The organism is Methylobacterium dankookense (assembly GCF_902141855.1).
Lineage (GTDB): Bacteria > Pseudomonadota > Alphaproteobacteria > Rhizobiales > Beijerinckiaceae > Methylobacterium > Methylobacterium dankookense.
In genome coordinates this window covers 64,909-90,297 of the sequence record NZ_CABFVH010000012.1, presented here as the reverse complement: position 1 = coordinate 90,297, position 25,389 = coordinate 64,909, and the positions used below count along the sequence as shown (strand labels likewise).

Annotated in this window: 24 protein-coding genes; 9 read left to right on the top strand and 15 right to left on the bottom strand. The window is 71.9% G+C overall.

Annotated features, from left to right (window positions below; translation table 11 throughout):
• The first annotated feature begins 25 nt into the window (after nt 1-25).
• On the top strand, nt 26-1,762 hold the full coding sequence (locus tag MTDSW087_RS11935) for a bifunctional protein-serine/threonine kinase/phosphatase (RefSeq protein ID WP_144764075.1): 1,737 nt from the start codon (nt 26-28) through the stop codon (nt 1,760-1,762).
• On the opposite strand, the gene MTDSW087_RS11930 is transcribed toward MTDSW087_RS11935, so the two are convergent.
• Both MTDSW087_RS11930 and MTDSW087_RS11925 read right to left on the bottom strand, forming a co-directional pair.
• The gene (locus tag MTDSW087_RS11930) at nt 1,763-3,328 is read right to left on the bottom strand and encodes a PepSY-associated TM helix domain-containing protein (RefSeq protein WP_144764073.1); all 1,566 of its coding nucleotides are present in this window, start codon (nt 3,326-3,328) and stop codon (nt 1,763-1,765) included.
• A 10-nt stretch (nt 3,329-3,338) separates the two neighbouring features.
• Nucleotides 3,339-5,675, bottom strand: coding sequence for a TonB-dependent siderophore receptor (locus tag MTDSW087_RS11925; protein WP_144764071.1), 2,337 nt, complete (start codon nt 5,673-5,675; stop codon nt 3,339-3,341).
• 413 nt (nt 5,676-6,088) lie between these two features.
• On the opposite strand from MTDSW087_RS11925, the gene MTDSW087_RS11920 reads away from it, so the two are divergent.
• The 3 genes from MTDSW087_RS11920 to MTDSW087_RS11910 are packed head-to-tail and all read left to right on the top strand — an operon-like array spanning nt 6,089 to nt 9,809.
• Nucleotides 6,089-7,336: an MFS transporter gene (locus MTDSW087_RS11920; protein ID WP_144764069.1), complete on the top strand. Its 1,248-nt coding sequence runs from the start codon at nt 6,089-6,091 to the stop codon at nt 7,334-7,336.
• Complete coding sequence (gene fhuF / locus MTDSW087_RS11915) at nt 7,333-8,067, top strand: siderophore-iron reductase FhuF (RefSeq protein ID WP_144764067.1); 735 nt, start codon at nt 7,333-7,335, stop codon at nt 8,065-8,067. Before MTDSW087_RS11920 ends, fhuF begins: the two co-directional genes overlap by 4 nt.
• Nucleotides 8,061-9,809, top strand: coding sequence for an ABC transporter ATP-binding protein (locus tag MTDSW087_RS11910; protein ID WP_144764065.1), 1,749 nt, complete (start codon nt 8,061-8,063; stop codon nt 9,807-9,809). Before fhuF ends, MTDSW087_RS11910 begins: the two co-directional genes overlap by 7 nt.
• A 15-nt stretch (nt 9,810-9,824) precedes the next feature.
• On the opposite strand, the gene MTDSW087_RS11905 is transcribed toward MTDSW087_RS11910, so the two are convergent.
• From MTDSW087_RS11905 to MTDSW087_RS11880, 6 genes are all read right to left on the bottom strand, one after another.
• Entirely contained in the window at nt 9,825-11,006 is a 1,182-nt protein-coding gene (locus tag MTDSW087_RS11905; RefSeq protein WP_144764063.1) for an alanine racemase, read from the bottom strand.
• Between the two features lie 100 nt (nt 11,007-11,106).
• The gene (locus MTDSW087_RS11900) at nt 11,107-11,589 is read right to left on the bottom strand and encodes a VOC family protein (protein WP_144764061.1); all 483 of its coding nucleotides are present in this window, start codon (nt 11,587-11,589) and stop codon (nt 11,107-11,109) included.
• 43 nt (nt 11,590-11,632) lie between these two features.
• Nucleotides 11,633-12,097: an SRPBCC family protein gene (locus MTDSW087_RS11895; RefSeq protein ID WP_144764060.1), complete on the bottom strand. Its 465-nt coding sequence runs from the start codon at nt 12,095-12,097 to the stop codon at nt 11,633-11,635.
• 33 nt (nt 12,098-12,130) lie between these two features.
• Nucleotides 12,131-12,544, bottom strand: a complete 414-nt coding sequence (locus MTDSW087_RS11890; protein WP_144764059.1) for a VOC family protein — start codon at nt 12,542-12,544, stop codon at nt 12,131-12,133.
• A gap of 103 nt (nt 12,545-12,647) precedes the next feature.
• The gene (locus tag MTDSW087_RS11885; RefSeq protein ID WP_144764058.1) at nt 12,648-13,910 is read right to left on the bottom strand and encodes an RNA polymerase sigma factor; all 1,263 of its coding nucleotides are present in this window, start codon (nt 13,908-13,910) and stop codon (nt 12,648-12,650) included.
• Nucleotides 13,907-14,284, bottom strand: coding sequence for a YciI family protein (locus tag MTDSW087_RS11880; protein ID WP_144764057.1), 378 nt, complete (start codon nt 14,282-14,284; stop codon nt 13,907-13,909). Before MTDSW087_RS11880 ends, MTDSW087_RS11885 begins: the two co-directional genes overlap by 4 nt.
• Before the next feature lie 205 nt (nt 14,285-14,489).
• On the opposite strand from MTDSW087_RS11880, the gene MTDSW087_RS11875 reads away from it, so the two are divergent.
• Nucleotides 14,490-15,263, top strand: coding sequence for an ArsR/SmtB family transcription factor (locus MTDSW087_RS11875; RefSeq protein WP_144764055.1), 774 nt, complete (start codon nt 14,490-14,492; stop codon nt 15,261-15,263).
• Nucleotides 15,264-15,291: 28 nt separating this feature from the next.
• Here the strand turns inward: MTDSW087_RS11875 and MTDSW087_RS11870 are convergent, their stop codons facing one another.
• Nucleotides 15,292-16,779, bottom strand: a complete 1,488-nt coding sequence (locus MTDSW087_RS11870; RefSeq protein ID WP_144764053.1) for a protein adenylyltransferase SelO — start codon at nt 16,777-16,779, stop codon at nt 15,292-15,294.
• 146 nt (nt 16,780-16,925) lie between these two features.
• Between MTDSW087_RS11870 and MTDSW087_RS11865 the strand changes: the two genes are divergently transcribed.
• Nucleotides 16,926-17,405, top strand: coding sequence for a hypothetical protein (locus MTDSW087_RS11865; RefSeq protein ID WP_142582088.1), 480 nt, complete (start codon nt 16,926-16,928; stop codon nt 17,403-17,405).
• 109 nt (nt 17,406-17,514) lie between these two features.
• Here the strand turns inward: MTDSW087_RS11865 and MTDSW087_RS11860 are convergent, their stop codons facing one another.
• Nucleotides 17,515-17,784, bottom strand: coding sequence for a hypothetical protein (locus tag MTDSW087_RS11860; RefSeq protein ID WP_144764051.1), 270 nt, complete (start codon nt 17,782-17,784; stop codon nt 17,515-17,517).
• A gap of 277 nt (nt 17,785-18,061) precedes the next feature.
• On the opposite strand from MTDSW087_RS11860, the gene MTDSW087_RS11855 reads away from it, so the two are divergent.
• On the top strand, nt 18,062-18,526 hold the full coding sequence (locus MTDSW087_RS11855; protein ID WP_186383817.1) for a hypothetical protein: 465 nt from the start codon (nt 18,062-18,064) through the stop codon (nt 18,524-18,526).
• A gap of 9 nt (nt 18,527-18,535) precedes the next feature.
• On the opposite strand, the gene MTDSW087_RS11850 is transcribed toward MTDSW087_RS11855, so the two are convergent.
• The 3 genes from MTDSW087_RS11850 to MTDSW087_RS11840 all read right to left on the bottom strand — a co-directional run bounded on the left by MTDSW087_RS11850 (nt 18,536) and on the right by MTDSW087_RS11840 (nt 22,203).
• A complete protein-coding gene (locus MTDSW087_RS11850; RefSeq protein WP_144764049.1) occupies nt 18,536-20,662 on the bottom strand; it encodes a TonB-dependent receptor family protein in 2,127 nt (708 codons plus the stop codon).
• Between the two features lie 145 nt (nt 20,663-20,807).
• The gene (locus tag MTDSW087_RS11845; RefSeq protein ID WP_144764047.1) at nt 20,808-21,788 is read right to left on the bottom strand and encodes a DUF1775 domain-containing protein; all 981 of its coding nucleotides are present in this window, start codon (nt 21,786-21,788) and stop codon (nt 20,808-20,810) included.
• Nucleotides 21,789-21,831: 43 nt separating this feature from the next.
• Nucleotides 21,832-22,203 carry a hypothetical protein gene (locus MTDSW087_RS11840; protein ID WP_144764045.1) on the bottom strand — a complete coding sequence of 124 codons (372 nt, stop codon included), beginning with the start codon at nt 22,201-22,203 and terminating at the stop codon, nt 21,832-21,834.
• A gap of 243 nt (nt 22,204-22,446) precedes the next feature.
• On the opposite strand from MTDSW087_RS11840, the gene MTDSW087_RS11835 reads away from it, so the two are divergent.
• A complete protein-coding gene (locus MTDSW087_RS11835; RefSeq protein WP_144764043.1) occupies nt 22,447-23,751 on the top strand; it encodes a L,D-transpeptidase family protein in 1,305 nt (434 codons plus the stop codon).
• Between the two features lie 127 nt (nt 23,752-23,878).
• Here the strand turns inward: MTDSW087_RS11835 and MTDSW087_RS11830 are convergent, their stop codons facing one another.
• Nucleotides 23,879-24,457: a type 1 glutamine amidotransferase domain-containing protein gene (locus MTDSW087_RS11830; protein ID WP_144764041.1), complete on the bottom strand. Its 579-nt coding sequence runs from the start codon at nt 24,455-24,457 to the stop codon at nt 23,879-23,881.
• A 159-nt stretch (nt 24,458-24,616) separates the two neighbouring features.
• Here MTDSW087_RS11830 and MTDSW087_RS11825 point away from each other — a divergent pair, with 159 nt between their 5' ends.
• A complete protein-coding gene (locus tag MTDSW087_RS11825; protein WP_144764039.1) occupies nt 24,617-24,823 on the top strand; it encodes a hypothetical protein in 207 nt (68 codons plus the stop codon).
• Between the two features lie 42 nt (nt 24,824-24,865).
• Here MTDSW087_RS11825 and MTDSW087_RS11820 read toward each other — a convergent pair whose 3' ends face one another.
• Nucleotides 24,866-25,255, bottom strand: a complete 390-nt coding sequence (locus MTDSW087_RS11820) for a hypothetical protein (protein WP_144764037.1) — start codon at nt 25,253-25,255, stop codon at nt 24,866-24,868.
• Nucleotides 25,256-25,389: the final 134 nt, after the last annotated feature.

Genomic DNA, 25,389 nt, shown 5'->3' with positions numbered 1-25,389 from the left:
GGGTCCGCCCCGCCGGGACCCGCCGATGCCGTCGGACCTCACGCTCTCCCTCGGCCAGCACAGCGAGGCCGGCCGCAAGCCGACCAACCAGGATTTCCACGGCGCCCTCGTTCCGGAGCGCCCGGCCCTCGCGCTCAAGGGCGCGGCCATCGCCATCGCGGACGGGATCGGCAGCAGCGCCGTCAGCCACGTCGCCAGCGAGACGGCGGTCAAGAGCTTCCTCACCGACTACTACGACACGCCCGACACGTGGTCGGTGAAGACCGCGGCGCGGCGCGTGATCGGCGCCACGAATTCCTGGCTCCATGCCGAGACCCGGCGCAACCGGCACCTCCACGATCCGGAGGGCGGCCGCGACAGGGGCTACGTCACCACCTTCAGCGCCCTCATCCTCCGGTCGCGCACCGCCCACATCTTCCATGTGGGCGATGCCCGCATCGCGCGGGTCGTCGGGCGCTCGCTCGAGGACCTCACGGAGGACCACCGCGTCGTCGTCTCGGCCGGCGAATCCTATCTCGGCCGGGCGCTCGGGGCGGCGCCCCATGTGGAGATCGACCACCGCACGGTGGCGATCGAGCGCGGCGACGTCTTCGTCCTGACGACGGACGGGGTGCACGAGCATGTGCGGCCCGACGTCATCGTCGCGGCGATCGCCCGGAACGGCGACGATCTTGGGCAAGCTGCCCGCGACATCGCCCGCCGTGCCTACGAGAACGGCAGCAGCGACAACCTCACCGTCCAGATCGTGCGCATCGATGCCGTTCCGGCGGGCGACCCGTCCGAGCTCGCGGACCGGGTCGAGGACCTGCCGCCGGCCCCGCTGCTCGACCCACCTACGGATTTCGACGGCTACCGTGTCCTGCGCACGCTCCATGCGAGCCCGCGCAGCCACGTCTACCTCGCCCGCGACGCGGAGACCGGGGACACCGTCGCGCTCAAGGTGCCCTCGACGGAGCTGCGCGCCGATCCCGCTGCGCTCCGCCGGCTGGTGATGGAAGAATGGGTCGCCCGGCGCGTCGACAGCCCGCACCTCCTGAAGGCGCCGCCCCAGACGCGGCGGCGCAGCCATCTCTACGCGGTGATGGAGTATGTCGAGGGCCAGACCCTGGCGCAGTGGCTGCGCGACAATCCCGAGCCGGAGCCCGAGGCGGTGCGGCGCATCGTCGAGCAGATCGCCCGCGGCGTGCAGGCCCTGCACCGGCGCGAGATGGTGCATCAGGATCTGCGCCCACAGAACATCCTCATCGACGCGGCCGAGACGGTCCGCATCGTCGATTTCGGCTCGACCCGGGTCGCGGGCCTCGCGGAGGAGGGGGCGGCGGGAGAGCCGATGCTCGGCACGCTCCAGTACACCGCGCCGGAATGCCTGGCGGGCCATCCGGCGAGCCCGGCCTCGGACATCTTCTCGGTCGGCGTCATCGCCTACCAGATGCTCACCGGGCGCCTGCCCTACGGCGCCGAGGCGGCGCGGGCCTTCAGCGCGGCGCGCGGGCGGCGCCTGCACTACGTCTCCGTCGCCGCCGCGCGGCCGGGCCTGCCGCACTATGTCGATGCGGCCCTGCGCAAGGCGGTGCACCCGAACCCGGCCCTGCGCTACGACGCCCTCTCCGCCTTCGTCCACGACCTGCGCCACCCGAACCCGTCGCTGCCGGGGGTGCGCCGGGCCGCGCTCCTCGAGCGCAACCCGGTCCTGTTCTGGAAGCTCGTCTCGCTGGCGCTCGCCCTGACAATCCTCGCCCTGCTCCTCAGCCGGGCGGCCTGATCAGGCCGCAGAGCGCGAGGCGCGGGCCGGCTCGGCACGCTCGGCCACGGCCCCCGAGCGCCGGCCGGCCTTGCGGGCCGCGAGGTGCAGGAGGCCGGCGAGGCCCAGCATCACGCCGTCGAAGGCGAGACCCGACGGCCACCGGGCCTCCCCCGCGCCGAGAGCGGTCCCCAGGAGGCGCGGGCCGTCCGCGACGCAGACGATGGCGTAGAGGGCCGCGGCGGCGGAGAGCATCTCGGGCCAAGCCCGTTGCCGGGGCCGGAACGGGGCGATCAGGGCGACCGCGAGCCAGACGCCGAAGAAGGCCCGGACCTCCCAGGCCGCGCGGTCCGGCAGGCCGACCGGCAGGAGGCGGTTGGCCAGGAAGTAGGCGGCGATCGCCATCGGCAGGCCGGCGATGGTCGCGATGTTGAGCCCCTCGACGAGGCGCAGGTTCCGCGAGAGCCGCTGGCCGGGCTTCGGAAGGCGCGCGACCGTCCAGAGCAGCAGGCCCGTCGCGACCATGGCGCAGCCGCCGAGGCCGCAGAGGAAGAAGAGCAGCCGCAGGACGGGACCGGCGAAATGCGCTTCGTGCAGGCCTACCATCGTGGTGAAGGTCTTCGAGGCGGGTTTGAGGCCGCCCTTGCGGATCTCGCGGATAGCACCCGTGGTGCCGTCGAAGGCGACCTGCGGGTGCTCGTGGGAGAGCCCGTGCGGCTCCTCGAACACCGCGACGACCGAGGCGTGCGCGTCGCGCGGATTGACGATCGAGAGGCGCTCCAGCGGCTCCGGCACCGCCTCCATCGCCTGCCGCACCATCGGCCCGACCGGGGCCAGGGTGCCGGGCCGGCCGGCGGGCGGGCGCGGCGCGGTGATCTGGCCGGTCTCGGCGAAGAAGCGCTGCTGGTCGCCCTTGTAGGCGGTCTGCACGCCCCAGGGCATGTACATCAGCGCCAGCGTGACGAGGCCCGTATAGGTGATCATCAGGTGGAAGGGCAGCGCGAGCACGCCGGACACGTTGTGCGCGTCGAGCCAGCCGCGCTGGGCCGATTTGGCGTGGCGGCGGAAGGTGAAGAAGTCCGCGAAGATGCGCCGGTGCGTGACGATGCCCGAGACGAGCGCCACCATCATGATCAGGGCGCAGATGCCGACGACCCAGCGGCCCCAGAGCGGGGCCATGTGCAGCTCGAAGTGGAAGCGGTAGAGGAAGTCGCCGCCGCGCGTCTCGCGCACGGCGGCCGGATTTCCGGTCGCGGGATCGAGGAGGACCTGGTTCGGCGGCAGGCCGGGACCGTTCCGCCAGAACAGCCCCGTCAGCGGCTTCTCGGCGCTCGGCAGCGTGATGAACCACGCCCGCGCCTCCGGCGCGTGCTGCTGGAGGTAGGCGACGGCGCGGTCCGCCGCCGCCGCCATGGCCTCGGGACCGAGATCGCCGCCCTGCTGCAGCTCGGGCTGCATCCAGCGCGAGATCTCGGGCCGGTAGTAGCTCGCGGTGCCGGTGACGAAGACCGCGAACAGGACCCAGCCGACCACGAGCCCCGACCAGGCGTGCAGCCATGCCATGGACTGGCGGAAGCCGTTGCGCATGAGCCGCCTCCTACCAGCGGTAGCGCAGGGTGGCTAGGACCGTGCGCGGCAGGCCGTAATAGCAGCCGGAATAGCTGAAGCAGCCCGTCACGTAGCGCTCGTCGAGCAGGTTCTGCGCGTTCACCTGGAGCTGGAAGCCCTGCAGCGTCGGGTTGAGATACTTCAGGTCGTAGCTGAGGACCGCGTCGACGAGGACGCTCGGCGGCACCTTGAAGGTGTTGGCCGGATCGCCCCAGGAGGGGCCGAGATAGCGCACGCCGCCGCCGAGCCCGAGGCCGGCGAGCGCCCCCTCCGTGAAGCGGTAATCCACGAAGAGCGAGGCGGTGGTGTCCGGCACCAGCACGGGCCGTCGGCCGACGAGGGGGACCTGCTGGCCGGTCAGGTCGTTGCTGGTGGTGCCGATGTCGCGGGTGTTGCGGATGTCGAGGAAGGAGAAGCCGCCGACCAGCGAGAGGGACTCGGTGACGTTCGCCCGCGCCTCGAACTCGACGCCCTGCACGCCGACCTCGCCCGTCTGCAGGACGAAGCTGGGATTGGCCGGGTCGGTGTTGGTCGCGTTCGAGCGCCGGATGTCGAAGAAGGCGGTGGTGAGCAGGATGTCGGTGCCGGGCGGCTGATACTTGATGCCTGCCTCGTACTGGTTGCTGGTGATCGGGGCGGGGATGCGCCCGGCGGCGCCGAAGGCCGGATCGAAGATGCGGCCGGAGACGATCGGCTCGAAGGCCTCGCTGTAGGCGACGTAAGGCGCGATCCCGCTGTCGAACAGGTAGAGCAGGCTCGCGCGGCCCGTGAAGGCCTCGGCCGGCACGTCCTGGTTGGTGACGAGATTGGTGGTGAGGTTGCGGGTCGGCCCGGTCTGGCGCGCCCAGTCGTAGCGCCCGCCGAGGGTCAGGACGAGGCGGTCGAACTTGATCTGGTCCTGGAAGTAGATGCCGGTCTGCTCGGCGGTGATGCGCGCATCCGCCGTGAAGGGGACCTGCGGGATGTTCGTGAAGTAGTTGGGCGCGAGCGCGTTCAGGCTGGGCGCCGTCGGGAAGGGGCCCGACAGCGTGCGCGTCTCGATGGAGCGGTAATCCACACCGACGAGGGCCGTGTGCCCGAAGATGCCGGTATCGAAGTTCGCCACGACGTTGTTGTCGAAGGTCAAGGCATCGATGTCGACATTCGTGCCGCCGCGCGAACGGCTGATGATCGGCCCGCTGGTGAAGGGGCCGTTGGCGGTGTTGAAGGCGCTGTAGACGCTCCGGTAATCGCCCTGCGAGGTCAGCCAGCGCCCGGCCGAGTGGAAGCGTAAGGCTTCGTTGAAGCGGTGGTCGAACAGGTAGCTGACCGAGGCCTGCGTGCGGTCCGAGCGCTCGAAGTTGCGGTCGCCGTCGTAGAAGTCGACCGGCAGGCGGCCGACGATGCCGTTGCCGAAATTGCGCGGGAAGACCGTGCCGACGGCCGGGAAGCCGCCGTAGAAGCCCGAGAAGGGATCGCGCTGGTAGTTGCCGATCACGGTGAGCTGCGTGTCGGCCGACGGCCGCCAGGTCAGGCTCGGATTGATGAAGGCGCGCTCGACCCGGGTCGTCACGGCCGGCCCGTCGGCGTTCCAGCCGGAGGCGATCAGGCGGTAGGCGAACTGGTCGGCGAGCGGCCCGGCCTCGGCCGGGATCGGGCCGCCGACATCGACGCCGCCGCGCACGGTGTTGAAGTCGCCGCCCTGGATGAAGATCTCGCCGTGGCTGACGAATTGCGGAATCTTCGAGGTGAGGTTGACGATGCCGCCGGCCCCCGCCTGCCCGTAGAGCACCGAGGTCGGTCCCTTGATGATGTCGATGCGCTCCACCCGATAGGGATCGACCGTGGGGAAGGCGTCGCGGCTGCCGGGCAGCACCATCCCGTCGAGGAAGATCGGCGCCTGGAAGCCGCGGATGTAGAACTGCTCCAGCCGGGTCGAGCCCGCGCCGCCGCGCTGCTCGGTGGTGACGCTCGGCGTGTAGCGCAGGGCCTGGTTGATGCTGAGCGCGTTCTGGTCCTCGATCTGCCTGCGGCCGACCACCGAGATCGACTGCGCCGTCTCGATGATCGGCGTGTCGGTCTTGGTGGCGACGGTGCTGCGGCTCGCCACATAGCCCGGCACCGCGCCCGAGGCGCCGCCCGGCCCGTACAGGCTCCCGCCCAGGCTGCGCCCCTCGCCGGTGACGCTCAATTCCGACAGCTCGATCGCCGGCGCCGACGCGTCCTGGGCCCGGGTTGCGGCAACGAGGCTGAGGCTACAGGTCGTCGACAGAAGGGCGACGTACAAAGGTCCGCGAAAAAGGCATCCCAGCACATGCACCTTCGGTGTTGCGCAAGATAGTATCATTGTAAAGTGCCCTCAGCGCGGCATAGGACCGGCAGCTTATTTACGCTCTACATTCGCATCACGGCGATGTGATCGTGTTGATAGCGCGTTGCATGCAATTGCCAAGCACTATGTTATGTAATTATTCTAAGTTGAAGGACTTGCTTCTCGCCTCTTTCGGTTGTGCGACCAGCCGGCCGTAAGGCCGTGGCCGGCGCGTGCCGGGGTGGCTGGCGAGACGCCGCAGGTCCATCGCCTTGAACATCCCCGGTCGCTCGACTAATCGGGAAAGATGAAGCGCACCAATAGTTTAGTGTGATTATAAACTGCTGCCGCATCGGGCTCTCACGCCCTCCGGCCCGCTGCGGGCGCGCCGGAACGCGATCCCCAGGCATGCGATCCCCAGGCATGCGATCCCCAGGCATGCGATCCCAATGAGCGGATCCGCCGCCATCCGGCTCGGCGAGCGGGCCGGGGCCGCACTGACGGGCCTGCGCCCGCTGGCGCCGTTCTTCTGTCTCTATGTCACCTTCGGCGCGACGATCGGCTTCCTGGCCGGCGGCGCCCCGTTGATCCTGCGGGCGCGCGGCATGGTCCTCGCCGAGGTCGGCCTGCTGCAACTCATCAACCTGCCGGTCGGGCTCACCTTCCTGTGGGCGGCGGCGCTCGACCGCCTGCGCCTGCCGGTCCTCCCGCACCGGGTCGGCTGGATCGCGGCGGCGCAGGGGCTGACCGTCGCACTGCTCTGCGTCCTGAGCTTCGGCGAGCACTGGCCGCTGCCGGCGCTGCTGGCGCTGGCGATCGGGGCCTGCGCCTGCGTCGCGACGATGGACATCGCCCTCGAAGCTCTGGTGGTCGAGACGGTGCCGGCGGAGCGGCGCGCCTTCGTCGCCTCGGCCAAGCTCTGCGGCGCCTCGCTCGGCGGCATCCTCGGCGTCGGCGTCCTGGTTGGATCCTACGATGTCCTCGGATGGCGTCTCGCGGTCCTCGCCTGCGCCGGGCTCGACGCGCTCTGCCTGCTGCCGATCCTGGCCTATCCGGAACGGCGCCTGCGCGGGGCCGGCGGCGCGCCGGAGCGCTGGTCGGGCTCGTTCGCGCGCCTGCGCGCCCTGGTCTCGCGGATCCTGGTGCTCGGCGCCTATTTCGCCGCCGCCTACCTCCTGTCGGGGCCCAACACCCTGGCGCTGCTCGATCTCGGCGTGCCGCTGGGCCAGGTCGGGTTCCTGACGGGCAGCGTCCTGCCCGGGGTCAACCTCGTCATGGCGCTGGTGGCGGGCGCCCTCGCCGCGCGCTTCGGCACGGCCCTGCTGATCGTGCTGGGCGGGATCGGCGTCCTCGCCTCGGGCGGCCTCATGGCCGCCGCCTGCGCCGCCGGGGCCCCGGCCCCGGCCATCGTCGCCACCGTCATGAACTTCGTCTGCGGCGGTCTCATCGGCGTGCCGGTGTTCAACATGATCTACCGCTGGGCGCAGGGGCCGCGGCCGGCCACGGACTACGCGCTGCTGTTCGGGGCGGCCTTCTTCGCGGCGATGCCGCTGCGCGTGGCCGCGCCCGCGCTCGCCGGCTGGGCCGGCTGGCCGGCCTATTTCCTCGCCGCGATGCCGCTCTACGCCGCCGCGATCGCTTGGCTCGCGCTCGCGGTCTCCCGGACGCGGCGGACGGTTCCGGGGGGCGCGCGATGATCGCGGAGATCGCCTGCCGCGTGCCCGACTCGCTCGGCGCCTATCGCGGCGGCGTGGCCGCGGGTCCCGGCGGCCCGGCGGCGACCCGGCTGGTCGCCCTGCGCGACCCGGCCGTGTTCGACGCGGCGCTCTCGGCCTTCAGCGCAGGGCTCGGGGAGACCGGGGAGCCGCGCGACCGCCGCGCCCTCGTCTCCTACTGGAGCCAGTTCTACTTCGCCGTCCTCGCCACCCCCGCGCTGACCGCGCTCCTGCGCCTCGGGCGCCCCCTGCCGCTCGCCTTCGACCGGACGAGCCTCGAGCTCGACGCGGCGGGGCGCCCCGCCCGCCTGCTGGTGGAGCCCGACACGCGGGCGCCCTCCGCCGGCCCGCCGCCCGGCCTCGCGGGGCTGATCGAGGACCATCTGAACCCCTTCGTGGAGCTGTGCCACGCCCGCTGCGGCATCGCCCGCCGCGTCCTGTGGGGCAATGCCGCGGTGATCCTCGACTACGTCGCTCGCGAGTTCGGTGAGGCGGACGCGCCGGCCCGCGCGGAGGTCGCCGCCTGCCTCGGTTGGTGCGCGGGGCCGGCCTGCGCTACGAGAGGCCCCCTGGCGCAGGCCCTGTGCCCGGGCGCCTCCGGCTGCCGGCGGCGCACCTGCTGCCTGCGCCAACGCCTGCCGGGCGTTCCCTCCTGCGGAGCGCTCTGCCCCCTCGAATGTTCGACCGGTCGCTGTTCCGAATCCCGATGCTGAAGGCCTTCCTCGCCTATTACCGGCCGCACCGGACGCTGTTCCTGGTGGATTTCGGCTGCGCCGTGCTCTCGGGCCTGCTCGAACTCGGCTTCCCCGTCGCCGTGAAGGCCTTCGTCGACCGGCTGCTGCCGCAGCAGGATTGGGGCCTGATCGTGCTCGCCGCCGCCGGTCTCGCGGCTCTCTACGTCGCCAATGCCGGCCTGATGGTCGTCGTCACCTATTGGGGACACGTGCTCGGCATCAACATCGAGACCGCGATGCGGGCGCGCGCCTTCGACCACCTGCAGAAGCTCTCCTTCCGCTTCTACGACGGCCAGAAGACCGGGCACCTCGTCGCCCGCGTCACCAAGGATCTGGAGGAGATCGGCGAGGTCGCCCATCACGGGCCGGAGGACCTGTTCATCGCGGTGATGACGCTCTTCGGCGCCTTCGGCCTGATGATCTGGGTGCATCCGCCGCTCGCCCTGATGACGGCGGCGATCCTGCCGGTCATCGCCTTCGTGACCCTGCGCTACGGCGGCCGCATGACCCGCAACTGGCAGGCCCAGTACGGCCGCGTCGGCGCCTTCAACGCCCGCATCGAGGAGAATGTCGGCGGCGTGCGCGTGGTGCGCGCCTTCGCCAACGAGGCGCATGAGCGCGCGCTCTTCGCGGTCGACAACGCCCGCTACCGCGCCACCAAGCTCGAGGCCTACCGCATCATGGCGGCGAGCCTGTCGATCAACTATCTCGGCATGCGCCTCGTCCAGATCGTGGTGCTGCTGGGCGGCGCCGCCTTCGTGGTGCGCGGCGATCTCACGGCGGGCGGCTTCGTCGGCTTCCTGCTGCTGGTGGGCGTGTTCTACCGGCCGCTGGAGAAGATCGGCGCGGTGGTCGAGACCTATCCCAAGGGCATCGCCGGATTCCGGCGCTACATGGGCCTCCTCGGCACCGAGCCCGACATCGTGGACCGGCCGGACGCGGTGGCGGCAGGCAGCTTGCGCGGCGACATCCGCTTCGAGGACGTCTCCTTCGGCTACAGCCCGGACCGGCCCGTCCTCGCGGGCCTGAACCTCGCGGTGGGCGCGGGCGAGACGGTGGCGCTCGTCGGCCCCTCCGGCGCGGGCAAGACCACGCTGTGCTCGCTGATCCCGCGCTTCTACGAGGTCGGGGCCGGACGCATCACGATCGATGGGCGCGACATCCGCGACTACACGCTCGCCTCCCTGCGCGGTCAGATCGGCATCGTGCAGCAGGACGTGTTCCTGTTCGCAGGCACGATCCGCGAGAACGTCGCCTATGGCCGGCTCGATGCCGGCGAGGCCGAGATCCTGGAAGCGGCGCGGCGCGCCCGCCTCGGCGACCTGATCGCGGGGCTGCCGGACGGGCTCGACACCGTGGTCGGCGAGCGCGGCGTGAAGCTCTCCGGCGGGCAGAAGCAGCGCCTCGCCATCGCGCGGGTCTTCCTGAAGAACCCGCCGATCCTGATCCTCGACGAGGCGACCTCGGCCCTCGACACCGAGACCGAGCGGGAGATCCAGGCCGCGCTCGCCGAACTCGCTTCCGGCCGGACCACCCTGGTCATCGCGCATCGGCTCGCCACGGTCCGGCATGCCGACCGCATCGTGGTGGTGACGCAGAGCGGCATCGTCGAGGAGGGCCGGCACGAGGCGCTGCTGGCGGCGGGCGGATACTACCGGCGCCTGCACGCGGCCCAGTTCGCCGCGGCCGGGGCGGACGTGCCGCGGACCGCCGCCGAATAGGGGGCGGCTCCCGCGCTACCAGCCGTTGATGCGGGGCCACACCCCGGAGACGCGGCCGGCCTCGTCGAGAACGTGGTAGCATTCGTGCTGCGCGCCGGTGGCGCAGGCATGGTTCGGCAGGATGCGGATCCGCGATCCGACCGGCAGATCGGGCAGCCTGGCCCCCGATCCGCGCCGGAGCGCCACGATGCCGTGCTCCTGGTTCGCGTCGGCGACGAGGAGATCCGGGTAGGCCTGCCCCGCGAGGTCGCAGACCACGCCGTAGCCCTGGTCCACCGCCTGTTTCGCCGTGCCGCGGTCGCGCGAGAGCGCCATCCAGCCGGCATCCACGATGATCCAGCCCTTCGCCCGCTGATGGCCGATCACGGTGGCGAGCACCGACAGGGCGATGTCCGCCACCGCCACCGCGCCGGTGCCGGCCTGGTACAGGTCGCCGAACATGAACACGCCGGCGCGGACCTCGGTGACGCCGGTGAGGTCGCGGGCGAAGCGCGCGGTCGGGGTCGAGCCGATGCTGACCACGGGGCAGGGCAGGCCAGCGCCCCGCAGGGCGTCCGCTGCCCGAACCGCCGCGCGGCGCTCGGCCTCGGCGGCGTCCGCGAGCGCGGCGGGATCGCTGAGGGCGTAGCTGTCGCCCGCATGGAGCAGCACCCCGCGCAGGGCGGCACCGCCCTCCGTCAGGCGCCGGCCGATCGCCACGAGCGTCGCCGTGTCGTCCGGCGCGACGCCCGAGCGGTGGCCGTCGGCATCCACCTCGATCAGGACCGGCAGGGCGTCGCCGGCCGCCCGGGCCTGCGCGGCCACGGCGTCCGCCTGTTCGAGGCTGTCGAGGATGACGGCGAGATCGACCCCGCGCGCGCGGATGGCCGCGACGCGATCAAGCTTCGCCGGGGCGATGCCGACCCCGTAGATCATGTCGCGCACCCCGCCCTCGGCGAAATACTCCGCCTCGCGCAGGGTGGAGACCATGGCGGGGCCCTCGGGCGCCGTCATGGCGATGCGGGCCACGTCGAGGGACTTGGCGGTCTTCAGATGCGGCCGGAAGGCGACGCCGAGGCCGGTCAGATGCGCGCGCATCCGGTCCACGTTCGCCCGGACCTTCGCCGCGTCGAGGAGGAGGCAGGGCGTCTGCAGGCCGTCCCGTGCCGGATCGGCCGGCTGCGTCCGCTCTGCGTTGCCGGGTTCGTTGGACTGCATGGCGTGTCTCTCCGGCGCGGGTGCCGCCGCGCCAGAGATCACGGCCGGAGGCGGATGGCCACCGGCATCCGCCGCGCCCGGCCCGGAGAAGCCCCCGCTGTCAGCCCTCCCCGGCCGCCGCGCGCTCCAGGGCCGCGATGTCGAGCTTCACCATGCCCTGCATGGCGGTGAAGGCCCGGCCCGAGACGCCAGGATGCGGATCGGCGAGGAGGCGCAGCATGGCCTCGGGCACGATCTGCCACGGCACGCCCCAGCGGTCGCGCAGCCAGCCGCAGGCGATCTCCTGGCCGCCATCCGCGGTGAGGGCGGCCCAGAGCCTGTCCACCTCGGCCTGGTCGGCGCAGGAGATTGAGATCGAGGCCGCCGTCCCGTAATCGGCCGCCATGCCGCCATTGAGCGCCTGGTAGCTTTGCCCGCCCAGCGTGAAGGCGAGCAGGATCGCGTCGCCGGTCTCGCCGCCGGGCCACGGCCCCGGCGCGCGCTGGATGTGATCGATCCAGGAATCCGGCACGAGCGAGACGTAGAGGCGGACCGCCGCCTCGGCGTCCCGGTCGAACCAGAGGCAGGTGCTGACCTTCGGCATGTGTCGTTCCGTCCTGTTCGCGGAGGGGCGGGATCCGATCCCGTCAGAGGGTGGCGGCGAGTTCCGCGAGCTGGTCGGCGCAGCGGCCCCAGCCCTCGTGGAAGCCCATCGCCTCGTGCGCGGCGCGGTCCTCCGCCGTCCAGTGCAGCGCCCGCGCCGTGTAGCGGGTGCCGCCCTCCACCGGCTCGAAGGTGATGATGCCGGTGAAGAAGGGCTTGGCCGCCGGCTCCCAGGCGCGGGTATAGGCGTCGGTGAAGACGATGCGCGCGTTCTCCACCACGTCGAGATAGACGCCCGCGCTCGGGAACTCGGTGCCGTCCGGCCCGCGCATGACGATGCGGCTGGAGCCGCCGGGGCGCGGATCGGTCTCGGCCTCGGCCACCGACCAGGGCTTGGGGGCGAACCAGCGCTTCAGGAGCTCCGGCTCGGTCCAGGCCCGGTAGAGGGCGGCGGGGGAGGCGGGGATGATGCGCGTGAGGACGAGCTCGCGCGCGCTCGGATCGGTCATGGTCGGCCTCGTCGGGTTCGGGGAGGGGGCGTCTCAGCGCTTCTGCTGGTTCATCGCCCAGAGGATGCCGAACGGGTCGCGCAGCTGCCCGTAGCGGTCGCCCCAGAACATCTCGGTCGGCGGCATCACGGCAGTCGCCCCGGCCTCGACGGCGCGGGCGTAGCGGGCGTCGATCTCGTCCACCATCAGCGTCAGGTTGAAGCCCTGGGGATCCCGGAACGGGTGGCCGTGCTCCGGATAGGCGTCGCTCAGCATCAGCGAGGAGCCGTTCACATGGAGGTGAACATGCATCGTCCGGCCCTGCTCGTCGGCGGGCATGGCAGTGACGGTCTCGGCGCCGAAGGCACGGGCGTAGAACTCGGCGGCCTTCAGGGCGCCATCCACGGTCAGGTAGGCGACGACGCCGCCCTTCACGGGGGCCGGCGCGGTCTCGGAATTCTGGCTCATGCGGGTCCTCTCCTCCTCGGCCGCATCCCCTGGTGTTCCCTGCGGCCTCACCCCAAGGACGCGCGGGCCGGGCGGCCCCCGACACCCGCGCGGATCTTTTTTTTCAGATTCGTTCGGCGGCGTCCCGGCTCAGCCGGTCGAGCTGCATGCGGATATGCGCCGCCTCGGCCGCGGTGCCGGCGAGCGCGATCGCCCGGCCCATCGCCTCGCGCGCCTCGCCGTCCCGGCCGAGCTGCATCAGCAGGGCGCCGCGCAGGCCGTGGAAGTGGAAATAGCCGTCGAGCGGGCCGGCCAGCGGCTCGACGCGGGCGAGCCCCGCCGCCGGCCCGCCGACCTTGGCGGTCGCGACCGCGCGGTTGAGGCTGACCACCGGCGAGGGCTGCAGCCGCTCCAGCGTCGCGTAGAGCGTGTCGATCCCCGCCCAGTCGGTGTCCTGCGGGCACGCGGCGCGGGCGTGCAGGGCGGCGATGGCGGCCTGGACCTGGTAGGGACCCGGCGCGCGGTGGCGCATCGCCTTGTCCACGAGGGCGAGCCCCTCGGCGATCATCGGCCCGCGCCAGAGGCCGCGGTCCTGGTCGTCGAGGAGCACGATGTCGCCCTCGGCGTCGAAGCGGGCGGGCGTCCGGGCGTGCTGGAGGAGCATCAGGGCCACGAGCCCCATCACCTCCGGCTCGCTGCCGAACAGGCGCAGCAGCAGGCGCCCGAGGCGGATCGCTTCATCGCAGAGCGCCGCCCGCTCGGTGCCGGTCCCGGCGGAATAGCCGGCGTTGAAGACGAGGTAGACCATGGCCGAGACGGCCCCGAGCCGCTCCGCCCGCTCGGCCGGCCCCGGCGCCTCGTAGGGCACCGCGCTCCGGGCGATCCGCGCCTTGGCGCGGGTGATGCGCTGCTCCATCGCGGCCTCCGAGGCGAGGAAGGCGCGGGCGATGCGCGCGACGCTCAGGCCGGAGACGATGCGCAGCGCCAGCGCGACCTGCTGCGTCGCCGGAAGCTCCGGATGGCAGCAGATGAAGAGGAGCCGCAGGATGTCGTCGCGGTAGGCGGAGGCGTCGATCCGCTCCGCGAGCGGCGCCTCGGCGTCGTCGCGGTCGGACAGGGCCTCCTCCGGCGGCAGCGGCTCCTCCCGGGTGCGGCGGCGCTTGCCGTCGAGCGCGGCGTTGCGGCCGACGAGGATCAGCCAGGCGGCCACGTCCCGCGGCGGCCCGTTGCGCGGCCAGGTCCGCAGGGCGCGCAGGGCCGCCTCCTGATAGGCCTCCTCGGCCGTGTCGAGGTCGCGGAAGGCGCGCAGCAGGGCGGCGAGCACCCGCGGGCGGGACGCGGCGAGCGCCGCCGCGATCCAGGCGCTGTCGGGATCGGTGGCGCTCATCCGGCGGCCACGCGCGGATCGGGATTGTAGAGCAGCACCGGCCGCAGCTCGTAGGCGCCGCCGGGATTGGCGGCGGCGAGGTCGCGGGCGATGGCGAGCGCCTCGTCGAGGTCGGCGACGTCCACCACGTAGAAGCCGAGGAGCTGCTCCTTGGTCTCGGCGAAGGGGCCGTCGATCACCAGCGGCGGCTCGCCGCCCTTGCGCAGGGTGGTGGCGGCGGTGGTCGGCAGCAGGCGCAGCGACGGCCCGAGCTTGCCTTGCCGCGCGAGCGTCTCGTGGACCACGCCGAGCCGGGTCATGACGGCGGCGTCCTCCGCCTCGCTCCAGGCGGCGACGACGTCCTCGTCCTTGTAGCAGAGGATTGCGTAGAGCATGGCGTCTCCTTGACATGAGCGAGGACGCGGATCGCGGCCGGGATCCGACAGGGGCGGGACGGCTTTTTTGCGCGGCGGGCGCGATTCGTCACCGGGGAACGGGTCCGATCCGGACCTTTCGGATCTGCGGCTCTCCGGCGATGCTTCGGCCGGGGCCGAAGCGTCGGGGCGTGATCGGCCGGGCGCGGGGGCCTATGCTGCCGCGATGACGACCGCAGCAAGCCTTGCCGGAACCGCCGCGCTGGTCGGCGACCCCGCCCGCGCCGCCATGCTCGGCGCGCTCCTCGACGGGCGCGCGCTGACCGCGACGGAGCTCGCCTTCACCGCCGGGATCACGGCCCCGACCGCGAGCGGGCATCTCGGCCGGCTGGTCGCGGGCCGCCTGCTCGGGGTCGCCCGCCAGGGGCGCCACCGCTATTTCCGCCTCGCCTCGCCGGAGGTCGCGCGCATGCTGGAGAGCATCCTCGTGGCCGCGGCCGAGCCGGTGCCGGAGCCGCCGCGGGCGACGCCCAGGATCAGCCCGGCGCTGCGCGAGGCCCGCACCTGCTACGACCACCTCGCCGGGCGGCTCGGGGTCGGCCTCGCCGATGCGCTGGTGGCGCGCGGGCTGATCGTGCTCGGCGAGGAGGCCGGCGAGGCGACCGAGGCGGGCCGCGCCTGGCTCGATGCGTTCGGCCTGCCGACGGAGCCCGCGCGCACGCGGCGCCTGTTCTGCCGGCCCTGCCTCGACTGGAGCGAGCGGCGCCCGCACCTCGCCGGGCAGATCGGCGCCGCGCTCTGCCGCCGCTGCGAGGAACTCGGCTGGATCGCGCGGGTGCGGGACAGCCGGGCGGTCACGGTCACCCCGGCCGGCCGGCGCGGCTTCGCGGAGGCGTTCGGGCTGGTGCTGGCGGACGACCGGGACTCCGGAGGGACGGGGCTTTCCGGCGGGCTTCGGGGGCGATCCCAGGGCTCTGCCCTGGACCCGCCAAAGGCCTGAGGCCTTTGGAAACCCGGAGCGTCGTCGCTCAGGTCCCGCAGAAGGTCCGGTAGCCGATGCCCCGGTCCGCCGGCGGCTCGGCATAGGCGGCTTCCTCCGGCTGGTCGTCGTAGGGGCGGGCGAGGACGGCCAGCATCCGTTCGAAGGGAGCGAAATCCTCCCGCTCGACGGCCGCCTCGATCATCTCTTCGACCCGGTGGTTGCGCGGGATGAAGGCCGGGTTGACCGCGCGCATGGCGCGGGCCGTCTCGGTTCCGTCCCGCTGCTCCTTCCCGAGGCGCTCGCGCCAGCGCGCCGCCCAGTCGTCGTAGGCGGTGGGGTCGACGAAGAGGTCGCGCACCGCCCCGTCGGCCTCCGGCCGCTCGGCCGCGGCGCAGAGGTTGCGGAAGGTCAGGGTGAAGTCGGCCTGGTTCTCGGCCATGCGCTTGAGCAGGTCGCCCGCGAGCGCGGCGTCGTCCTCGCGCAAGTCCTCGCGCAAGCCGGAGAGACCGATCTTCCGGCCGAGGCCGCCGTGATAGGCGGCCTCGAAGCGCGCCCCGAATCCCTCCAGCACGCTCTCCGCCTCGGCCACCGCCTCGCCCTCGTCGGCGGAGAGCAGCGGCAGCAGGGTCTCGGCGAGGCGGGCGAGGTTCCACAGGGCGATGCGCGGCTGGTTGCCGTAGGCGTAGCGCCCGTGCTGGTCGATGGAGCTGAAGGCGGTGCGTGGGTCGTAGGTGTCGAGGAAGGCGCAGGGACCGTAATCGATCGTCTCGCCGGCGACCGACATGTTGTCGGTGTTCATCACGCCGTGGACGAAGCCGACGAGCAGCCAGCGCGCCACCAGCTCGGCCTGCCGCGCCACCACGCCCGCGAGGAGCGCGCGATAGGGTTTTTCGGCCCGCGCCGCCTCCGGGTCGTGCCGGGCGAGCACGTGGTCGGCGAGGGTGCGCAGGCCCTCGACGTCGCTGCGCGCGGCGAAGAACTGGAAGGTGCCGACCCGGATGTGGCTCGCCGCCACGCGGGTGAGGACCGCGCCGGGCAGGAACCGCTCGCGCGCCACGTGCTCGCCGGTCGAGACCGCCGCGAGCGCCCGGGTGGTGGGGATGCCCAGCGCCGCCATCGCCTCGCTGACGAGATATTCGCGCAGCACCGGGCCGAGCGCCGCCCGTCCGTCCGCGTGGCGGGAGAACGGTGTCGGCCCGGACCCCTTGAGCTGGATGTCGCGGCGTCCGTCGCGGCCGATCACCTCGCCGAGCAGGATCGCCCGCCCGTCCCCGAGCTGCGGCACGAAGTTGCCGAACTGATGCCCGGCATAGGCCGCGGCGAGCGGCTCGGAGCCCTCGATCACGCGGTTGCCGGCAAGCGCCGCGACGCCGTCCGGGCTCGCGAGCCAGTCGGGATCGAGGCCGAGATCGCGGGCGAGCGCCCGGTTGAGCCGGATCAGCCGCGGCCGCTCGACGGGGGTCGGCGCGAGCCGCGCGTGGAAGCGGGCCGGCAGGCGGGCATAGCTGTTGTCGAAGGCGATCGGTGCCGTCATGCGCGGGCGTGTTCCTCGGAATCGGTCTTGAGGCGAACGGATGCGGGCGCGTCCGGTTCACGCCTGCGGGATCTCGGGCTCGATCCGGCTACCGCGACCGGGCGGTCCGCGATAGGCTTCGCCCCTGCCGGACGGGGGAAGACGCCGTGCGACGCCTCATGAAGTTCCTCCACACGATGGGGGCCATCGGTTTGATGGGCGCGATGGCCGCGCTCCTCGTGCTGCTCAGCGTCGCGCCGCCGCCGTCGTCCCTCGCCGGCTACGCCCTGATCCGGGGCGCGATGGGCGCCATCGCCACCTGGATCTTCCTGCCCTCGCTCGCGCTCGTGCTGCTCGCCGGCCTGCTCGCCATCGCCGTGCATCGCGGCTTCCACAGCGCCGGCTGGGCCTGGGTGAAGCTCGCCACCGGCATCCTGATCTTCGAGGGCGGCTTCGTCGGGATCCAGGGGCCGATGCAGGAGGAGGCCAAGCGCAGCGCCGCGGCCCTCGCCGGCCAGGCCGATCCGGCGACGCTTGCCGCCTCGCTGGGCCCTGAGCGCAACACGCTCTGGGTCCTGCTCGCGGTGGCGACGGCCAATGTCGTGCTCGGCGTGTGGCGGCCGCGGATCGGCTTGCGGATCCGGTAGAGCCTTTTCCGTGATCCCTGGATCACGGGAAAAGGCTCTCTCTGATTGCGTGGGCCGCATTTTCTTTCGCGGAACCGGCAACCACGTCCGCGGAAAATGCTCTCGGGATTCAGCCGGCGAGCGCCGCCTGCTCCTGCACGAAGGCGTCCATGGCATCCGCGACGACGCGGCTCAGGATCGCGGCCCGCCGCTCGTGCTGCAGGATGCGCCGCGCCGCCGTGCGGGCGGTGGCCGCGCGCAGAGCCCCGTGGGGCATGCCGTCGCGGAGCGCCACCCAGGCGAGCGACCGGAGCTGCCGGGCATGCGCGATCGCCTGCCCGCGGCGCTCCCGCACGTCGTCGGCCTCGGTCCGGTTCTCGGGGAATGCAATGACGGCCATGGAAGCGCGCCTCCACGCTTGGCAGCCCAGTGTTTCACTATGAGACGGACACTGCCACGCTTTTGTCACTGTGGCAAGATTGCGGCCGAGATCGGGCGACGATTGGTGCGGGCGCCGTCGATGCAGGCGTCCCGGAACGAGGCATGTCCGGGGTGGACCCGGACCAAGCGCGGCCGGCCGCTTGTGTGATCCCTGAGCACGGGACAATCACCGCGCTCCCGTCCATCATGCGGCCAAGGTCCTGCCGTGGGATGGGCGGCAATTGCGGAGGAAGCGCATGACCGTCCTGAGAGCGATCGGCCTCGCAGGGCTCCTGCTCGCGGCCGGCGCCGCCTATCTCGGCTGGGCCTTGACCAGCGATGACGGCTATGCGGCCGGGGGCCGCGCCATCAAGGCGCGCTACGGCTTCCTCTCCATGCCCCATGTCGAGCGCCAGAGCCTGCGCAAGCTCGCGCTGATGAAGGCGGCGGCGACCTGCGAGTGGGAGCTCAACGAGGCGTACTGGGATCGGGTCTACGGCCTCTATGTCGGCGACGCGCATGGCGTGCGCGCGGCCGTGTTCGACACCCTGCTGGAGGAGCAGCAGCGCTACTTCCGGGCCGATCCCGACCACAGCCGCTGCCGGGCCGCATGGTCGCGCTTCGGCGCGCAGGGGGCCGATCTGCCGGGCATCCTGCACCTCTCCGGCGCCCTCGCGCCGGAGAAGGCCGTCTCGGTCGTCGTCGACGCCGAGGGCCGCTGAGAACGCGGCTCAGAACGAGGCGCGCACCCCGCCGAACACCGCCCGCCCGACGCCGGGATAGAACGCCACCGGCGCCGTCGCCGAGGCCGCCGCGTTGGCGAGCACCGAGATGTCGGAGACGTAGCGCGCATCCGTCAGGTTGCGGGCATCCACGAAGAGCGAGACGCCGTTGGCGAAATCGATCCCCGTCTGCAGGTTGAAGAGCGCGTAGCCCGGCACCTTCAGGGTGTTGGCGTGGTCGGCGAAGGCGCCTTGCGGCACCCAGTCCACCGAGGGGCTGATGTAGAAGCCGCTCGGATGGGTGTAGCTCACCACGGTCCGCAGCACGTCCTGCGGGATGCCGGCGATCCGGTTCGACCCGTAGACGGGGTCGCGCACGAAGCGGAAGTCGTTGTGCGTCCAGATCTGGGTGACGCTCAGGGTGTCGCCGATGCCGGAGAGGTCGCGGGCGATGTCGAGGCCGATCGCCGCCTCCACGCCCTGATGCAGGGTGCGCGGCGCGTTGAAGGTCGCGGCCGGCAGATTGATCGCCGCGCCCGACGCCGTGTTGAAGTTGATCAACTCGTCGCGGATCTCGGCCCGGTAGAGGGTCACGTCGAAGCTCAGGCGGTCGACGCGCCCGCGCGCGCCCGCCTCGTAGGTCCAGGCGCGCTGGGCTTGCAGCGGCACGAAGGTGGTGCGGAGCGTGTTCGTCTGCACGAGATCGGAGAAGTCCGGCACATCGCGCGAGCGGGTGATGTCGCCGAAGACCTGGATCTCAGGGAGCGGCTGCCAGAGCAGGCCGATCTTCGGGTTCACGCCCTCGTAGGTCGTGTTGGCGAACTGCACGTTCGGGCTCGCGGCGAGGCCGCCCTTGTTGCTGTAGGTGCGGTTCGAGGAGAACAGCTTCACGCCGGTCATCAGCGCGACCTCGGGCAGGAACCAGAAGCGGTTCTCGCCATAGGCCTCGAAATTCGCAGCACTCTGGAGCGCGTTCAGCGTCTGCGCGCCGCGGTTACCGGCGATGTTCACGAATTGCCGCGCCGCGTTCTGCCCGGCGAAGGCGCGCAGGCCCAGGATCGTGTCGTTGCGGAAGCCCCCGATGTCGAAGGTGCCGGCCCAGTGCGGGCTGATGCCGTAGGTCCAGCCGTCCTGGTCGATCACCTGGAAGATCGGGTGGTAGAGCGATTTGTGGATCGCCCAGCTGTCGATGTCGAGCTTGCCGACATCCAGCACGAAAGAGGTGCGGTTGGCGATGCGCTCGGCCTCGACCTGCCGGGACTGGTTCTGGGTGATCGCGGTCGGGTTCGCCCGGGTCGGGTTGCCGAAGACGTCGGTCAGGCTCAGCGTGCCGGGCAGCTTCTGGTCGGTGAGGAAGACGCCCGCGTAGAAGCGCGTCTCGACGCCCGGCGCGATTTTGTAGCCGAGATTGGCGTTGAAGTTCTGCGTGCGCTGGGTCTCGTGGGCCCGGTAGCTGTCCGAGTTGGTGATCGTGCCGTTGAGCAGCACGTCGACCGGCCCGGAGATCCGCGAGACCTGGAAGTTCTCGCGGATCGTGTTGAAGGCGCCGCCGTCGATGCGCAGGATGTTGGGCGCGAGCGCCGTGTAGGCGGTGGGCGTCACGAAGTTGACCGCGCCGCCCAGGGTGGTGGCGCCGAAGGTGAGCGCGTTGCCGCCCTTGTAGACCTCGACCGAGCGTAAGGAGAGCGGATCGATCTGGTAGAAGTCGCCGCTGCCGTCGGCGAGGTTCACCGGGATGCCGTCCTGCAGGAGCTCGAGGCCGCGCAGGTGGAAGCCGCGGCTGATGCCGGAGCCGCGGACCGAGAGGCGCAGCTCCTGCCCGTAGCGGCTCTGCACGAAGACGCCCGGCGTGTCCTTGAGGACGTCGCGCAGGGTGTTGGCGTAGCGGTTCTGGAAGCTCGCCGCATCGACGAAGGCGACCGAGCCCACCGTCGCATTCAAAGCGGTGCGCTGCTCGGCGACGCTCGGCACCGTGGCCGAGCCGCGCGGCGGCGCGCCGGCGCTCCCCGAGACGGAGAGTTCGGAGAGCTGGACCTCGGCGGCGGCGCCCTGCTGCGCGAAAGCGGGGGCGGGCAGGGCGAGGGAGGCCAGGAGGGCGGCGAGTGCCGGCGGGGCGCCGCGGGGCGGGAACGGCATGGGACGGACTCCGGACGGGCCACGGCTCATGGGCGGGCACGCGTCGACAGAGGGACGAGGAGCGCGCAGCGCAGAGCCGCGCGGCGAACGGGTCGGCGCGCCCGTCCGGACACCGCCCCGGCGGGGCGGCCCGGACGGCGCGGCGTCAGTGGTTGTGGTGGCCGCCGCCCGCGGCCCCCGCGGGGGCACCGGGGCCCGCCGCACCGATCGGGGCGACCGCGAAGGTCACCGGGACCGTGCCGGCGCGGGCGAAGGTGAGCGAGCCCTGCACGCTCTCGCCAGCCTTCGGGGCGCCCGTCAGACCCTCGAACATCAGATGGAACCCGCCGGGCTTCAGCTCGACCGTCTCGCCGGGCTTGATGGTCAGGCCCTCGGGGAGGGGGGCCATCTTCATCACGCCGTTCTCGGTCGACATGCTGTGGATGTCGCCGCGGCCCGCGAGCGGGATCGCGGCGGCCGTCAGCGTGTCGGGGCTGGTGCCGGTGTTGGTGATGCGGACATAGCCGCCCGCCACCTTGGCGCCGGCCGGCGTCGCGCGCAGCCACGGCGTCTCGATGGTGAGGTCGCCCGCCTTCACGGGGGCGGGCGCGGCCGCGGCCTTCTGGGCGGCAGCCACGATGCGCACGGACGGGGCCGGTGATTTCAGGTCGCGCGCGCTCCGGCCCTCGCCGGGGATCTCGCTCCAGCGATGGCCGCCCTGGGCGCAATCCTGCTCGACGGGGAAATAGGCGGTGGCGCCGGGCGCGAAGGCGTCGGTGACGCGCACGAAGAAGGTGAACTCGTCCACCTCGTCGTCGGACAACTCGCCGCCGCTCCAGGTGATGGTCTTCACCCCCTCCGACACGGTGCCGTGGAAGGATTGGTAGGGCCGGTCGTAGGCGCCGCGGGCGGTGGAGACCACCCAGCCCGGCTTCGGCATGGGCTTCGCGCCGATCATCCCCTCGGGGATCGTGACGCTGACGCGGGTGGTCGGCTTCCCGTCGCAGCCGTGCATGATCTGCACGACGCCGCGATAGCTCGATCCGGGCGCGGCTTCCTTGCGCTCGAGGACGGCGTGGGCGTGGGCGCTGGCGAGGCCGGAAAGCAGGAGCGCGGCGCTGAGGCCGGCGCGGAACAGGGTGGTCATCGAGGAGGTCCGTTGTCCGAGGGATCGAGGAAGGGCGACCGGCTCAGGCGACGGGAGGACCTCGCGGATGGGGCAGGGCGCGGGGCGGCGCCCGCGGGTTGAAATCGGCGGCCGCCGCCCAGGCGACGGAGGCTGCGGCCGGGCGGGGCCGCGCCAGCATGGCGGCGGGCTCCCGGCCCGGCAGGGCCGTGGCGACGGCCTGCGCCGCCACGCAGCAGGCGGCGTGGTCGTGGGAAGCCTTGTCCGGGGCCTGCCCGGCCGCCTCGATGGGCGCGCAGTGGACGCCGCCGGATCCGGCCAGGGGCATCAGGCCGCCGAGGAAGCCCTGCAAGACGAGCGCGTAGAGGGCGAGCACCGCGATCACCGCGCGTGCGCCTCTCCAGTTCTCGCGTGCGTCTCTCCGGCGCTGTGCCATGGAATGCCGTTATCCCAACGGAGGCGGGCGCGCCATATCTGCCACGGCCCCGCTTGGATTTCTGTCGCCGCCCGGCATCACCGCCGCGCGGCGTGCGCCCGCGCACCTCCGTGCCACATTCTGGCCCGGTCCACATGGGTTCTTAACGGCACCTCGACACCTTGGCGGTCACGAGGACCTGCGGCCGATCCGGGCCGCCGATCCGGTTATCGCCTCCAGAACAGACCAGAGCCACTTAAAGCCATGCTGAAACTGGCCAATTTGCGGGTCTCCGCGAGCCTCGCGCTCCTCGCCACCGCTGCCGCCGCCACCGGCGCCCTCGCTCGCGATTCGGGCGGCTTCGCCCAGGCGGAGTGGGCGCAGGACTACGCCTCGCCCGCCGCCATGCAGGTGCAGCGCTCGCTGACGCCGATCCTGTCGCCGCAGACGGTGGCCGCCACCGAGCAGATGGTGGAGCGCTACAAGGAGATCGTGTCCCGCGGCGGCTGGCGCCCGGTCAGCGGCGCCGACCGCCTGCGCGTCGGCGCCAAGGGCCCGGCGGTGGCCTCCGTCCGCCAGCGCCTGATCGTGACGGGCGATCTCGATCCGGCGGCCGGCACCTCCGGCGTGTTCGACTCCTACGTCGCGGCCGGCGTGAAGCGCTTCCAGGCCCGCCACGGCCTCAGCCAGACCGGCGCGATGAGCCTCGCCACGCAGCAGGCCATGAACGTGCCGGCCGACATCCGCCTGCGCCAGCTCGAAATCAACGCGATCCGCCTGCGCTCCTATTCGGGCGATCTCGGCCGCCGCTTCGTCATCACCAACATTCCGGCCGCCCTGGTGCAGACCGTGGAGAACGGCCAGGTCGTGACCCTGCACGCCGCGGGCGTCGGCAAGATCGACCGCCAGTCGCCGATCATGAACACCAAGGCGACGCAGATCAATTTCAACCCGACCTGGACGGTCCCGGCTTCGATCGTGAAGAAGGACCTCATCCCGAAGATGCAGAAGGATCCGAACTACCTCACCGACAACAAGATCCGCATCCTCTCCGGTGGCGGCGAGATCTCCCCGAAGTCGGTGAACTGGTTCTCGGACGAGGGCACCCGCTACACCTATCGCCAGGATTCGGGCGCCGACTTCAACTCGATGGGCATCGTGCGCATCAACATCCCGAACCCGTACGGGGTGTTCATGCACGACACGAACACCAAGGGCGTGTTCGGCGACGACTTCCGCTTCATCTCGTCGGGCTGCGTGCGCGTGCAGAACGTGCGCGAGTACATCACCTGGCTCCTGAAGGACACGCCCGGCTGGGGCCGCGAGCAGGTCGAGCAGGCGATCGAGAGCGGCAAGCGCGTCGACGCGACGCTCACCCAGCCGGTTCCGGTCTACTGGACCTACATCACGGCCTGGTCGACCCCGGACGGCCTCGTCCAGTTCCGCGACGACATCTACAAGCGCGACGGCGTGAACGTGCCCTCGACGATCAGCGCCCCGACCCCGGTGGCGAGCGCTGAATCGACCGTGCCCGAATCCTTCGAGCCGGGCGACGAGGAAGCCAACTAAGGTCTGCGGAGGTTCCAGTCCCCGGAACCTCCGCGGTCCGCCGCGCGCGCGGCGAACCGGTATCTCGATAGGGAAAAGGCCCGCACGCCACGGCGTGCGGGCCTTTCTCGTTTCCGGTGCGGAGATGTCAGGCCGCGAGCTGGCGCGGCTCGTGGCGGCCCTCCCGGACCTCCTCGATGATCTTGGCGCAGAAGGCGTCGAGGTCGCCGGGGTTGCGGCTGGTGATGATGCCGTGGTCGGTCACCACCGCCTTGTCGTGCCAGCGGCCGCCCGCATTGACCATGTCCGTCCGGATCGAGCTGAACGAGGTCACGTCGCGGTCCTTCACCGCGCCCGCCTCGATCAGCAGCCAGGGCGCGTGGCAGATCGCGGCCACCACCTTGCCGGAGGTGAGGAAGCCCTTGATCACCTCCAGCGCCTTCGCCTCGAGGCGCAGCTTATCCGGGTTGATCTGGCCGCCCGGCAGGACGAGCACGTCGTAGGCCGAAGGATCGATCTCCTCCAGATCGTGGTCGACCGCGACGTTCTTGCCCCAATCGGTCTTGTCCCAGCCGCGGATCGACGGCTTCGCCTCGCGCGATTTCGGGGCGACCACATGCACCGTGGCGCCGGCTTCCTTGAGCTTCGCCTGCGGCACGGTCAGCTCCGTCTCCTCGAAGCCGTCGGTGGCGAGGATGAGGACCTTGGCCTGTCTGATGTCGGGCATTCTGGCGTCTCCTGTCGGTCGTGTCCGGTGCAACGAGGCGGGACACGGCCCGTTCCGCCTGTTCCCGGCAGGCCTGCCCTGCAGAGGGGCGGACCCTGGAACCCCTCGGAGCGCCGATCCGTTGATTCGGCATCCCCCGACAGCCACGGAGATGCGCGCATGGCCAATCCCGGCCTTCCGACGCCCGATCCCACGCCCGGCGACCTGCCGCCCCCGCCCCAGCCCGACGAGCTGCCCGATATCGGGCCGACCGGGCCGCGCACGCCCTATCCGGTCAACGATCCCGGCATCGACGAGCCCGGCGGGCCCGGCTCCGAGCCCGACGTGTTCCCGGGCCAGCCGACCGATCCCGGCCCGCGGATGTAGCCAACCGGCCCTTTCCCCTCGGCGGGGAAGGGGCATTCGCCGTCAGTGGCCGCCGTGCGAGGCGCGCACGTCGCGCGGGGCGTTCAGGATCTCGGAGAGGCTCGTCGCGACGTGGCGGGCCTCTTCGTCCGTCAGGCGCAGCTGGAAGGGCGGCAGGGCGCCGGCCTGCAGCGCGACGACGGCCTGGCCCTGCTCGTCGGTGCCGACCTCGATTGCCGAGGAGGTGACGTCGAGCATGGCGACCTCCTCCTCGCTCAGGTCCTCGGGCAGGTCGGGTTCCTCGGTCTCGTCGATGGCGGTGAGAAGCTGGCCCACGGCGCGCACCAGCGCGCGGGCTGCCCGGGCATCCATCACCACCGCCGTCGCCTGATCGTCCTTCTGGAAGGAGAGCTGGATGTTGGCCCCTTCCAACGAAACCGAGATGCCTGCCATGGACCGCCTGAGAGATCGTCTAACTGCCTGAACGCGTGCCCCAATATGCACCGCGCCAGCGCCGATTCACAGGGCCGGGCGCCCCCGGGCGGCCGAAAGGCCGCAGCCGCGCCGGGAAATTGGATCGGGCCTTC

Excerpts from the sequence above, each read along its gene's own strand:
- MTDSW087_RS11935 (WP_144764075.1), top strand. The coding sequence starts at position 26 with ATGCCGTCGGACCTCACGCTCTCCCTCGGCCAGCACAGCGAGGCCGGC.
- MTDSW087_RS11930 (WP_144764073.1), bottom strand. The coding sequence starts at position 3,328 with ATGCGCAACGGCTTCCGCCAGTCCATGGCATGGCTGCACGCCTGGTCG.
- MTDSW087_RS11925 (WP_144764071.1), bottom strand. The coding sequence starts at position 5,675 with ATGATACTATCTTGCGCAACACCGAAGGTGCATGTGCTGGGATGCCTT.
- MTDSW087_RS11920 (WP_144764069.1), top strand. The coding sequence starts at position 6,089 with ATGAGCGGATCCGCCGCCATCCGGCTCGGCGAGCGGGCCGGGGCCGCA.
- fhuF (WP_144764067.1), top strand. The coding sequence starts at position 7,333 with ATGATCGCGGAGATCGCCTGCCGCGTGCCCGACTCGCTCGGCGCCTAT.
- MTDSW087_RS11910 (WP_144764065.1), top strand. The coding sequence starts at position 8,061 with ATGCTGAAGGCCTTCCTCGCCTATTACCGGCCGCACCGGACGCTGTTC.
- MTDSW087_RS11905 (WP_144764063.1), bottom strand. The coding sequence starts at position 11,006 with ATGCAGTCCAACGAACCCGGCAACGCAGAGCGGACGCAGCCGGCCGAT.
- MTDSW087_RS11900 (WP_144764061.1), bottom strand. The coding sequence starts at position 11,589 with ATGCCGAAGGTCAGCACCTGCCTCTGGTTCGACCGGGACGCCGAGGCG.
- MTDSW087_RS11895 (WP_144764060.1), bottom strand. The coding sequence starts at position 12,097 with ATGACCGATCCGAGCGCGCGCGAGCTCGTCCTCACGCGCATCATCCCC.
- MTDSW087_RS11890 (WP_144764059.1), bottom strand. The coding sequence starts at position 12,544 with ATGAGCCAGAATTCCGAGACCGCGCCGGCCCCCGTGAAGGGCGGCGTC.
- MTDSW087_RS11885 (WP_144764058.1), bottom strand. The coding sequence starts at position 13,910 with ATGAGCGCCACCGATCCCGACAGCGCCTGGATCGCGGCGGCGCTCGCC.
- MTDSW087_RS11880 (WP_144764057.1), bottom strand. The coding sequence starts at position 14,284 with ATGCTCTACGCAATCCTCTGCTACAAGGACGAGGACGTCGTCGCCGCC.
- MTDSW087_RS11875 (WP_144764055.1), top strand. The coding sequence starts at position 14,490 with ATGACGACCGCAGCAAGCCTTGCCGGAACCGCCGCGCTGGTCGGCGAC.
- MTDSW087_RS11870 (WP_144764053.1), bottom strand. The coding sequence starts at position 16,779 with ATGACGGCACCGATCGCCTTCGACAACAGCTATGCCCGCCTGCCGGCC.
- MTDSW087_RS11860 (WP_144764051.1), bottom strand. The coding sequence starts at position 17,784 with ATGGCCGTCATTGCATTCCCCGAGAACCGGACCGAGGCCGACGACGTG.
- MTDSW087_RS11855 (WP_186383817.1), top strand. The coding sequence starts at position 18,062 with ATGACCGTCCTGAGAGCGATCGGCCTCGCAGGGCTCCTGCTCGCGGCC.
- MTDSW087_RS11850 (WP_144764049.1), bottom strand. The coding sequence starts at position 20,662 with ATGCCGTTCCCGCCCCGCGGCGCCCCGCCGGCACTCGCCGCCCTCCTG.
- MTDSW087_RS11845 (WP_144764047.1), bottom strand. The coding sequence starts at position 21,788 with ATGACCACCCTGTTCCGCGCCGGCCTCAGCGCCGCGCTCCTGCTTTCC.
- MTDSW087_RS11840 (WP_144764045.1), bottom strand. The coding sequence starts at position 22,203 with ATGGCACAGCGCCGGAGAGACGCACGCGAGAACTGGAGAGGCGCACGC.
- MTDSW087_RS11835 (WP_144764043.1), top strand. The coding sequence starts at position 22,447 with ATGCTGAAACTGGCCAATTTGCGGGTCTCCGCGAGCCTCGCGCTCCTC.
- MTDSW087_RS11830 (WP_144764041.1), bottom strand. The coding sequence starts at position 24,457 with ATGCCCGACATCAGACAGGCCAAGGTCCTCATCCTCGCCACCGACGGC.
- MTDSW087_RS11825 (WP_144764039.1), top strand. The coding sequence starts at position 24,617 with ATGGCCAATCCCGGCCTTCCGACGCCCGATCCCACGCCCGGCGACCTG.
- MTDSW087_RS11820 (WP_144764037.1), bottom strand. The coding sequence starts at position 25,255 with ATGGCAGGCATCTCGGTTTCGTTGGAAGGGGCCAACATCCAGCTCTCC.